Source organism: Streptomyces sp. NPDC041200, from assembly GCF_055591805.1.
This window is the reverse complement of sequence record NZ_JBVIZF010000027.1, coordinates 82,647-90,325: the sequence shown is the minus strand read 5'-3', so window position 1 is coordinate 90,325 and position 7,679 is coordinate 82,647. Positions and strand designations below refer to the sequence as shown.

Here is a 7,679-nt window from a genome sequence, read left to right as displayed (position 1 = left end):
TTCGTGTTTCCAACCTTACCAGATCCGTTTTCCGTTCCGTTTCCGGTCCGAATTCCGTTTCCGGCCCCCTGTTGGAGCGGGGTGTTTCGCGCCTTCCGGCGTGTCCACCACTTTAGCGGATTCCCCCGGAAGCTCATAATCGAGCTTTTTGGTTCGGATTTCGGCATGCCGAAGTCGTTCCCGATTGGGGGTCGTGCTGAGTGGTTTGCCGCCGGTGCGGCTCGAAGTGCTGCCCCGTTTCCCTGCGGACTCCGTGACAACTCGAAGAACTCTACACGACGCCCCGGCGGCCTTCAAACCCGCGCCGGGCCGCCCTGCGGGGCGTACTCTCAGAGGCATGACGCAGCATGCGCACATCGCACAGTGGTGGCCCGCCTGACCGGCGGCCGCCCCCAGCGCATGCACTTCCACGGCCGCCGCTCCGGCGGCCGTTCGCGTATCTCCTCCCTCTCGCGGGCCCGGCCGTCCGGCCCGGCGGTCCCGAGACAGCGGGAGAGAGAGCAGACCCATGACACACACCACGACGGCACGGCCCCGGATCTTCAGCGGGGTCAAGCCGACCGGGCATCTGACCCTCGGGAACTACCTCGGCGCCCTGCGCCGGTGGGTTGAAGAGGACCAGTACCGGGCCGACGCGCTGTTCTGCGTCGTCGATCTCCACGCGCTGACGGTGGAACACGATCCGGCGCGGGTCCGGCGGTTGTCCCGGCAGACGGCCACGCTGTTCCTGGCGGCCGGTCTGGACCCGAAGCAGTGCACCCTGTTCGTCCAGAGCCAGGTGGACGAACACGCCCGGCTCTCCTATCTGATGGAGTGCACGGCTTCCGACGGCGAGATGCGGCGGATGATCCAGTACAAGGAGAAGGTCGCACAGGAGTCGGCGCGCGACAGGAGCGTACGGCTGTCGCTGCTCACCTATCCGGCCCTGATGGCGGCCGACATCCTGGCGTACGGGACGGACGAGGTGCCGGTCGGTGACGACCAGACGCAGCACGTGGAGCTGACCCGGGAGCTGGCGCGGCGGTTCAACCAGCGGTACGGGCCGGTCTTCACCGTGCCGCGGGCCACGCCTCCGCCGGTGGCGGCGCGGGTGATGGATCTGCAGGACCCGCTGTCGAAGATGGGGAAGTCGCACGCCGAGGGCAGGGGCATCGTCTATCTGCTGGACGAGACGGACGTCGTGCGCAAGAAGATCATGCGGGCGGTCACGGACAGCGGCAGTGATGTCCGGTACGACCGGGAGGAGCGGCCCGGGGTGGCGAACCTGCTGGATGTGCTCGCGGCGTGCACCGGGGGCAAGCCGGAGGTGCTGGCCGACGAGTACACCTCGTACGGGGCGCTGAAGGCCGCGGTGGCCGAGGCGGTGGTGGAGCTGCTGCGGCCGCTCCGGGCCCGGCACGCCGAGCTGAGCGCGGACCCCTCTCATGTGGACGGGGTGCTGCGGGCCGGGGCCGAGCGCGCCCGGGCGCTGGCCCGGCCGCGGGTCGACGCCGCCTATGCGGCGGTGGGGCTGCTGCCGTCGGCCTGAGACGGGCGCCTGAGCCAGGGGCCTGGCACGGGGTCTTCGGGCCCCGGCTCGGCGCCGGGGCCCGGGCGGGGTCAGCCGTTGCCGGAGGCCAGCTCTCGGCTGCGGTCGCGGGCGGCCTCCAGGGCGGCGATCAGGGCGGCGCGTACGCCGTGGCTCTCCAGCTCGCGGATGGCGCTGATGGTGGTGCCCGCGGGCGAGGTCACGGCCTCGCGCAGCGAGACCGGGTGCTGGCCGCTGTCGCGCAGCATCGTCGCGGCGCCGATCGCCGCCTGGACGATCAGGTCGTGGGCCTTGTCGCGGGGCAGCCCGAGCAGGATTCCGGCGTCCGTCATGGCCTCGACGAGAAAGTAGAAGTACGCGGGACCGGAGCCGGAGAGGGCGGTCGCGGCGTCCTGCTGGCTCTCCGGGACGCGGAGCGTCTTGCCGACGCCGCCGAAGATCGCCTCGGCGTGGACGAGGTGCTCCTCCTGGGCGTGGCTGCCCGCCGAGATGACGGACATGGCCTCGTCGACGAGGGCGGGGGTGTTGGTCATGACGCGCACGACAGGGGTGCCGACGGCCAGGCGCGCCTCGAAGAAGGAGGTCGGGATGCCCGCGGCGCCGGAGATCACCAGCCGGTCGGCGGGCACGTGCGGGGCCAGCTCGTCCAGCAGCGTGCTCATGTCCTGCGGTTTGACGGTGAGGATGAGGGTGTCGGCGGCCTTGGCCGCCTCGGCGTTGGTGACGGCCTCGACGCCGTAGCGCGACCGCAGTTCCTGGGCGCGCTCCGGGCGGCGGGCGGTGACCAGCAAATCGGTCGGTTTCCAGCCACCGCGAATCATTCCGCTGAGCAGGGCCTCGCCGATCTTTCCCGTGCCGAGTACGGCGACCGTCTCCGTCATAGTGCGGCTCACCTCGTGCGTTGCTGCGATGGATGGACGTCTCTCATCCTCGCACCGGGGGCCGGGCGACGCGCCGCGCGTTATTCATTGTTCGATGAATAATATTTTCCATCCAGGCGATCGGGTGACCCGGCGCGGCCCGATCGCTTGTGAGCGCTGGCGTCCGCCGGGGCGACCGGAAGGAACCCGTCCTGTTCGACGCCTCTCCATTCACAAGTTGGTTACATATCGACTTGCAAATGGTCACGGGCTTCTGGACACAATGGAGTTGAGTGTCGATACGTACAGGAGGGAGGCGATGGTGAGGACGGTCCGGCATACCGCTCGTGGGCTGCTAGCCGTGGTATCCGTACTGCTCGCCCTCTTCATCGCCGCGGACACCTCGTCAGCGCAGGTCACCCACCCTGAAACGATCACCTCGACCGCGTCCGCCGACCCCAAGCCGATCATCAAGGCTCTCTCCACCAGCCATGACGGCGGGGTGGAGGACTGCAAGGGGCTCCGCAATGGACGCGCACCGCTGACCGCACCCACACCGAGCGGCAAATACGGATGCGTGTGCGGATGCGACGCGGGTGTGCGGCTGCCGCGCACCGCGATCAGCGAATCCCTGACAGGCCGGCAGGCTGTGCCGGTTTCGAGATCGGGCGAGTTGCCCGTCATTCTCCAGATTTTCCGCTGCTGAGGGCTGCGCCGTCATATGCCGACGGCCCGTGACGGCTCGTTTTGTACGCCTTAGCGCGTCACGTTTCACGCTTTCTCACCCCTCTGGGTGAGCGAGCGAGCTTCACCGCCAGCGACCGATTCCATCGATCCCACTGACGAAGTGCTATGCCGTGCCCCCGCCTGCCCTGAGCCGGTGACGGGGCGCACTGGAGGCAACCCTCATGCGAAATTCCCTTCTTGCCCGAATGCGCGGCGCCGACGGCGCCGCGGGCTCTTCCCCCGGCGGCGGGACGTTCCGCGCCGACTTCACCGCGTCTCTCGTCGTCTTCCTGGTGGCCGTGCCCCTGTGCGTGGGCGTGGCCGTCGCTTCCGGCGTCCCGGCCGAGCTGGGCCTGATCACCGGCATCGTCGGCGGTCTGGTCACCGGCTTCCTGCCGGGCAGCAGCCTGCAGGTGTCGGGACCCGCCGCCGGTCTGACCGTGCTGGTGTACGAGGCGGTACAGGAATACGGCGTCGCGGCACTGGGCGTACTCGTCCTGATCTCCGGACTGCTCCAGCTGGCCATGGGCGCCCTGGGCTTTGGCCGTTGGTTCCGGGCCATCTCGCTCGCCGTGGTGCAGGGCATGCTGGCCGGTATCGGCCTCGTACTGATCGCCGGGCAGCTCTACGCGCTCGGCGACATGAAGGCCCCGAGCAGCGGGCTCGACAAGATCTTCGGTATTCCCGGACTGATCAGCGATGTGGCCGGGTCGAGCGACTCGCTCACGGCCGTGGCCATCGGCGTCGGAACCATCCTGGTCCTGGTCTTCTGGCCGCGGTTCAAGCAGGGCGTCAAGATCCTGCCCGCACCGCTGGCCGCGGTCATGCTCGCGACGATCGCGACGGTCAGCCTCGATCTGCCGGTCGCCCGCGTCGAGGTCAAGGGTCTGCTGGAGGCCATCCAGCCCCCCGGCATCGGTGAGTTCACCCAGCTGGCCGAAGTGGGCATGATCGGAACCGTCCTCGCGTTCACGCTGATCGCGTCGGCGGAGAGCCTGTTCAGCGCGGCGGCTGTGGACCGGCTGCACGACGGTCCGCGCACCGAGTACGACAAGGAACTGATGGCGCAGGGCGCCGGTAACGCGGTGTGCGGTGTGCTCGGCGCGCTGCCGATGACCGCGGTGATCGTGCGCAGCTCGGCCAATGTGTTCGCCGGTGCCAAGACGAAGCTCTCGCGCATCCTGCACGGTGTGTGGCTGCTGGTCTTCGCGGTCCTCTTCCCCTCCGCGCTGGGCATCATCCCGATCGCGACGCTCGCCGGTGTGCTGGTGCACGCGGGCTGGAAGCTGATCCCGACCAAGGACCTGCTGCCGCTGTGGCGGGAGCGCCGGGGCGAGGCGATCATCCTGATCGTGACCGCCGGGGCCATCGTCGCCACCGACATGTTCGAGGGCGTCATCATCGGTCTGCTGCTGTCGGTCATCAAGACCGCCTGGGAGACCTCGCACGTCCACATCGACGTCAAGGGTCTCGACAGCGCCGACGAGGACGAGCCCGTCAAGGTGCGGGTGCTCGGCAACGCGACCTTCCTCCGGCTGCCCAAGCTGCTGGACTCGCTGGAGGCGCTGCCCCGTGAGCGGGTCGTGGAGCTGGACCTGAGGGGACTGCGCCATGTGGACCACGCCTGTGAGATGGCGCTGGCCACCTGGACCGAGCGGCACAACGCGGTGGTCCGCCATGCGGAGACCAGCGATGCCGAAGCCGAAGCCGACGCCGAAGCCGACGCCAAAGTACTGGCGTAGCGACTGACCCGAACAGCCCAGCCCCGGGCCCTCGGCGCATCCCGCGCCGGGGGCCCGGGGCTTTTTCACCAGGCCGCCGTGCGCGCGGTTCAGCCGCAGGCGACGGCGACGAAGCCGTCGCTGCCCGTCTTCACGTACGCGTCGGAGACGTACTGCCCCGGGGCGATGCAGTCCCAGATGTCCGTCGAGCCGTACGGACCGGACACCCGCTGGCCGTGCGTCTGACAGCGGATCGGTACGCGGGTGTTGACCGGCAGCTTCTTGATCAGCTGGTAGCCGGTGCCCGGACCGCTGCGGACGTTCACCTGGTAGCCCGGCGCGACCGGATAGGTGACAGCTTGCGCGACGGTGTTTTCCATGGCGGTGTCTTCGATGGCGGTGTCTTCGATGGCGGTGTCTTCGATGGCCATGTGGCCCTCCCCCGTTGAACTTCGTTCTGACGTAGTGCACATGTCGGATTAAGTGACACGACATGCGTAGGTTAACGAGTCTCGTACGCGTCATCGACTAGGCTCGCCGAGTCGCTGACGCGGCCGAATTCACGGGGGTGGGGCATGCCGCCGGTGCGCGGAGCCGGTACGGGGCCAGAAGCGGAAGATCCGGAATACGCCGGGCAGTACCGGCTTGAGGCACGCCTCGGCGCGGGTGGCATGGGCGTGGTCCACCTCGCCCGCTCGGCGTCCGGACGACGGCTCGCGGTGAAGGTCATCCATGCCGAGTTCTCCGAAGACCCCGAGTTCAGGGCGCGGTTCCGGCAGGAAGTGGCGGCCGCTCGGCGGGTCAGCGGGGCGTTCACCGCGCCCGTCGTGGACGCCGACCCGGAGGGCGTACGGCCGTGGATGGCCACCACGTACATCCCCGGCCCGACCCTGGCAGAACACGTCAAGCGGAACGGCTCGTTGGCGCCGGACGAGGTGGTCGCGCTGGCGGCCGGGCTCGCGGAGGCGCTGCGCGACATCCATCGGGTGGGTGTCGTCCACCGCGATCTGAAACCCAGCAATGTGCTGCTCGCGGCGGACGGTCCGAAGGTCATCGACTTCGGGATCTCCCGGCCGTCGGACTCAGAGCTGCGCACCGAGACGGGGAAGTTGATCGGCACGCCGCCGTTCATGGCGCCCGAGCAGTTCCAGCGGCCACGGGCGGTGGGCCCGGCGGCGGACGTGTTCGCGCTGGGGTCGCTGCTGGTGCACGCGGCGACGGGGCGAGGGCCGTTCGAGTCCGAGAGTCCGTACATCGTGGCGTACCAAGTGGTGCACGACGAGGCGGATTTGGCGGGGGTTCCGGACGAACTGCTGCCGCTGATCGAGCGCTGCCTCGCCAAGAACCCGGCGGAACGGCCCACGCCGGATGCCCTGATGACCGTGCTGCGGGCGGTCCGCGGGCCCCAGCCGCCGGAGGCGCGGGGGCCCGCGCCCGTGGTGCTCCCGGCGCAGCGGGTGGCGGAGCCGGTGGTGCTGCCCGCCGTGTTGGCTGAGCCGGTCGTGGCGGCTGAGGCTGAGGTGGCGTCCGGGCCGGTGCCGGAAGGGCCGAAGCCGGAGGAAGTGCCGGAGCCGGAGGAAGCGGCGGAGGAGTCCGCGCCGCGGATACGCCGGGGTGTGCGGCGGTGGATTCCGGCGGGGCTCGCAGCGCTGGTCCTGCTGGGTGCGGGCACGGTCGTGGGGCTGCGTCAGCTGAACGAGCGGGAGTCCGCCGCGGAGCGGCACCCGCAGAACAGCGCCGCGACCGCCACCACCGCGTGGCGGCCGTGGGAACGGGAGCTGCGTGGCGGCGGCGCGGCCGCGGCGGCCAAGGGCGCGCGGCCCGCGTCCTGTTCGTACGGGGACGGCGCGCTGTACTGCGCGGCGCGCGGCGTCCAGGCCGCCCGGATCGATCCCGCCGACGGCCGGGTGGTGTGGTCGCGTCCCGCCGCCGCCACGAGCCGCCCCGGTGTGCCCGCCACTACCGGCGCGCCCGTACCGGCGGGCGGTCTGGTGCGGGTGATGTCGCCGGACGGGACGCGGCTGGAGGCGCTGGATCCGCGGACCCACCGGGTCCGCTGGAGCCGCGAGGTGTCCGCGTACGGGGGCAGGGTCTACTCCGCGGGCGGCACGGTGCTGCTGGTCGCGGCGGACGGCACCGTCACGGCGGTGAACGGGGCGACGGACCGGGAGCGTTGGAGCCATGCGCTGCCCGGGCACGCGGAGCCGAGCTTCTTCTCGTACGGCGACGGCCGCACCGCGTACGCCCTGACCACCGCCCCGGACGGGCGGCGCACCCTGGTCACGGCGATCGACACGGTGCGCGGTACGACGCGCTGGCAGCGCTCGCTCTCCGGCACCCTCACCCCCGTCGGGGCGGGCCCGGACGGCGTCCTGCACCTGACCGAGGCCGACAGCCGGACCCGTACCGCCGCCGTCGTCACCTACGACCCGGCGCGGCGGGCGGAGCGGCGGTCCGAGCTGACCGTGCCGGTGTCACTGAGCAGTGCCGCCGTCCGGGGCGACCGGGTGTATCTGCTGGCCGAGGACGGCGGGCTGGTGGCCGTCGACACGGCGCGCGGGGCCCAGCGGTGGCGGATGGAGACGTCGGTGGCCAACGCCTCACCGCTGGTGGCCTCGGGCGAGCGGCTGTACTTCTCGTCGGCGGACGGCCGGGTGCTGGCCGTGGACACGCGGCGGGCCCGCCTGCTCGGCCAGACCCGCCCGCGCGCGGACCGCTCCGGCGATCAGGGCTATCTGGCCCTGATGCCCGCGCCGGTGGCGGCGGCGGGCAAGGTCTTCGCCACGGCCCCGGACGGCACGGTGTTCGCCGTGGACGCCCGGGATCCGGAGCGCTGGTGATCAG

Annotated in this window: 6 protein-coding genes; 4 read left to right on the top strand and 2 right to left on the bottom strand. The window is 70.8% G+C overall.

What is annotated here, in order from left to right; translation table 11 throughout:
• Nucleotides 1–508 precede the first annotated feature (508 nt).
• Nucleotides 509–1,528: a tryptophan--tRNA ligase gene (trpS, locus tag ACZ6CL_RS34595; protein ID WP_468943286.1), complete on the top strand. Its 1,020-nt coding sequence runs from the start codon at nucleotides 509–511 to the stop codon at nucleotides 1,526–1,528.
• A gap of 71 nt (nucleotides 1,529–1,599) precedes the next feature.
• On the opposite strand, the gene proC is transcribed toward trpS, so the two are convergent.
• Nucleotides 1,600–2,409 (bottom strand): pyrroline-5-carboxylate reductase, encoded by an 810-nt coding sequence (gene proC, locus ACZ6CL_RS34590; protein ID WP_468943284.1) that lies wholly within the window; start codon nucleotides 2,407–2,409, stop codon nucleotides 1,600–1,602.
• 340 nt (nucleotides 2,410–2,749) lie between these two features.
• Between proC and ACZ6CL_RS34585 the strand changes: the two genes are divergently transcribed.
• Together ACZ6CL_RS34585 and ACZ6CL_RS34580 are read left to right on the top strand one after the other, a co-directional pair.
• Nucleotides 2,750–3,094 carry a hypothetical protein gene (locus ACZ6CL_RS34585; protein ID WP_468943281.1) on the top strand — a complete coding sequence of 115 codons (345 nt, stop codon included), beginning with the start codon at nucleotides 2,750–2,752 and terminating at the stop codon, nucleotides 3,092–3,094.
• Between the two features lie 226 nt (nucleotides 3,095–3,320).
• Nucleotides 3,321–4,856 (top strand): SulP family inorganic anion transporter, encoded by a 1,536-nt coding sequence (locus ACZ6CL_RS34580; RefSeq protein ID WP_468943279.1) that lies wholly within the window; start codon nucleotides 3,321–3,323, stop codon nucleotides 4,854–4,856.
• 89 nt (nucleotides 4,857–4,945) lie between these two features.
• Here ACZ6CL_RS34580 and ACZ6CL_RS34575 read toward each other — a convergent pair whose 3' ends face one another.
• On the bottom strand, nucleotides 4,946–5,266 hold the full coding sequence (locus ACZ6CL_RS34575) for an SH3 domain-containing protein (RefSeq protein WP_468943277.1): 321 nt from the start codon (nucleotides 5,264–5,266) through the stop codon (nucleotides 4,946–4,948).
• Nucleotides 5,267–5,410: 144 nt separating this feature from the next.
• Here ACZ6CL_RS34575 and ACZ6CL_RS34570 point away from each other — a divergent pair, with 144 nt between their 5' ends.
• Nucleotides 5,411–7,675 carry a protein kinase domain-containing protein gene (locus tag ACZ6CL_RS34570; RefSeq protein WP_468943274.1) on the top strand — a complete coding sequence of 755 codons (2,265 nt, stop codon included), beginning with the start codon at nucleotides 5,411–5,413 and terminating at the stop codon, nucleotides 7,673–7,675.
• Nucleotides 7,676–7,679: the final 4 nt, after the last annotated feature.

What these genes read in the sequence shown, in the direction of transcription:
- trpS (WP_468943286.1), top strand. Translation starts at nt 509, where the DNA reads ATGACACACACCACGACGGCACGGCCCCGGATCTTCAGCGGGGTCAAG.
- proC (WP_468943284.1), bottom strand. Translation starts at nt 2,409, where the DNA reads ATGACGGAGACGGTCGCCGTACTCGGCACGGGAAAGATCGGCGAGGCC.
- ACZ6CL_RS34580 (WP_468943279.1), top strand. Translation starts at nt 3,321, where the DNA reads ATGCGCGGCGCCGACGGCGCCGCGGGCTCTTCCCCCGGCGGCGGGACG.
- ACZ6CL_RS34575 (WP_468943277.1), bottom strand. Translation starts at nt 5,266, where the DNA reads ATGGCCATCGAAGACACCGCCATCGAAGACACCGCCATCGAAGACACC.
- ACZ6CL_RS34570 (WP_468943274.1), top strand. Translation starts at nt 5,411, where the DNA reads ATGCCGCCGGTGCGCGGAGCCGGTACGGGGCCAGAAGCGGAAGATCCG.